The organism is Kitasatospora sp. NPDC007106, from assembly GCF_040634455.1.
Classification (GTDB): Bacteria; Actinomycetota; Actinomycetes; order Streptomycetales; family Streptomycetaceae; genus Kitasatospora; species Kitasatospora arboriphila.
In genome coordinates this window covers 1-2,012 of record NZ_JBEYFP010000996.1, presented here as the reverse complement: position 1 = coordinate 2,012, position 2,012 = coordinate 1, and the positions used below count along the sequence as shown (strand labels likewise).

General features: G+C 74.0%; 2 protein-coding genes and 1 pseudogene. All 3 read left to right on the top strand.

Annotated features, from left to right (window positions below; all coding sequences use genetic code 11):
- Positions 1 to 8: 8 nt before the first annotated feature.
- A pseudogene (locus ABZ641_RS34970) lies at positions 9 to 56 on the top strand (hypothetical protein); the annotation flags it as partial.
- Positions 57 to 114: 58 nt separating this feature from the next.
- On the top strand, positions 115 to 543 hold the full coding sequence (locus tag ABZ641_RS34965) for a putative PEP-binding protein (RefSeq protein ID WP_359988417.1): 429 nt from the start codon (positions 115 to 117) through the stop codon (positions 541 to 543).
- A gap of 8 nt (positions 544 to 551) precedes the next feature.
- Positions 552 to 1,970, top strand: a complete 1,419-nt coding sequence (locus tag ABZ641_RS34960; RefSeq protein ID WP_359988415.1) for an MBL fold metallo-hydrolase — start codon at positions 552 to 554, stop codon at positions 1,968 to 1,970.
- Positions 1,971 to 2,012 lie beyond the last annotated feature (42 nt).

The window sequence follows — 2,012 nt, the reverse complement described above, 5'->3', positions numbered from 1 at the left end:
AGGCCGGGGTGGCCCTGGTCGACGTGCTCACCGGACTGCACGCCGCCTTCGGCATCATGGCCGCCCTGCGCGAACGCGACACCACCGGCCGCGGCACCGGAGGAGGCCGACCGCGTGCTCGCGGTCATGGCGGAGAACGGCCTCGCCCGGGGCCGCAACGGGCTCCGGGTCTTCGTGATGGCCGAGATCCCGGCGAACGTCCTGCTCGCGGAGGAGTTCGCGCAGCGGTTCGACGGCTTCTCCGTCGGCAGCAACGACCTCACCCAGCTCACCCTCGGCGTCGACCGCGACTCCGACCTGCTCGCCCACCTCTTCGACGAGAGCAACCCGGCGGTCACCCGCAGCATCGAGACACTGATCGCCACCGCCCACGCGGCCGGCCGCCACGTCGGCCTCTGCGGCCAACGCCCCAGCAACGACCCCGCGTTCACCCGCTTCCTGGTCGACGCCGGGATCGATTCGATCTCGGTCACCCCGGACAGCTTCGCCGCCGTCAAGCAGCAGGTCGCGGCGGCGGAGCACGCCCGGCACCGCACGGACTGAGGACCGCTGTGAACACCACCGCACCCCCGTCCCCGGCCCCACGCCCCGGCCTGCTCACCTTCCTCGGCGGCGTCGGCACCGTCACCGGCAGCAAGTTCCTGGTCGAGACCGACCACGCGCGGCTCATGGTCGACTGCGGGCTCTTCCAGGGCCTCGCCGAACTCCGCCGCCGCAACCGCCGTCCGCTGCCGCTCGACCCGGCCGACGTCGACGCCGTCGTCCTGACCCACGCCCACCTGGACCACTGCGGCTACCTGCCCAGGCTCGTCCGCGACGGGTTCCGCGGCCCCGTCCTGACCACCCCGGACACCGCCCGGCTCGCCGAACTGATCCTCCGCGACAGCGCGCACCTGCTCCGTGAGGAAGCCGACCACGCGAACGAGCACGGCTGGTCCAAGCACCGCCCCGCCGAGCCGCTGTACGACGACGAGGACGTCGAGAACACCCTGCAGATGTTCGACCCCGTCCCGCTCGACGCGGACGTCGAGATCGAGGCGGGGACGGTCCTGCGCCTCAACCGGGCCGGGCACATCCTCGGCTCCGCCTGGGCGCACCTCACCCTGGAGGACGGGCACACCCTTGCCGTCAGCGGCGACCTGGGCCGCCCGGTGCACCCCCTGCTCCGCCGGCCCGAACCGTTCACCGGTGCGGACGTGCTGCTGGTGGAGTCGACCTACGGGAACCGGCACCACGAGGAGACCGCCGCCCGCGAGTGGTTCGCGCGCGCAGTCGAGCGGACCCTCGCCCGCGGCGGCACGGTCGTCGTCCCCTCCTTCGCGGTCGACCGCACCGAGGTCGTCCTGCACGAACTCGCCGAACTGCGCCGCAGCGGACGGTTGCCGGCCGGCGCCCCGGTGTACGTGGACAGCCCGATGGCGCTGGCCGCGCTGCAGGTGTACCGCGACGCCTTCGCCCGCCGCTCGCCCGAACTGCGGCCCGACGTGCTGGACGACACGACGGCCCTCGACCCGGAGCCGTTCGAGCTGGTCCACTCGCTCCAGGAGTCGCTGGCCCTCGAACGCTCCGCCGTGCCGTCCGTGCTGGTCTCCGCCTCCGGAATGGCCACCGGCGGCCGCGTCGTGCACCACCTGCGGCGCCTGCTGCCCGACCCGCGGAACACCGTCGTCGTGGTCGGCTACGCGGCCGAGGGCACCCGTGCCCGCCGACTCGTCGACGGGGCCAGGGTGCTGAAGATGTACGGCACCTACGTGCCCGTCCGCGCCGAGGTGGTGAACGTTCCGGCCTTCTCGGCCCACGCCGACGCGGCGGAGGTCGTCGAGTGGCTGCGGGCCGCCCCGCCGCCGAGCGCCACGTACCTGGTGCACGGCGAGCCCGAAGGTGCGCAGGCCCTCCGCGACCGGATCGACCGCGAACTCGGCTGGACGGCCGTGGTGCCGCGCTCGGGCGAGCGCGTCGTGGTCGGCTGACGCGGGACGGTGCGCCTCACGGCCCACCCGTCTCCCCCGCGC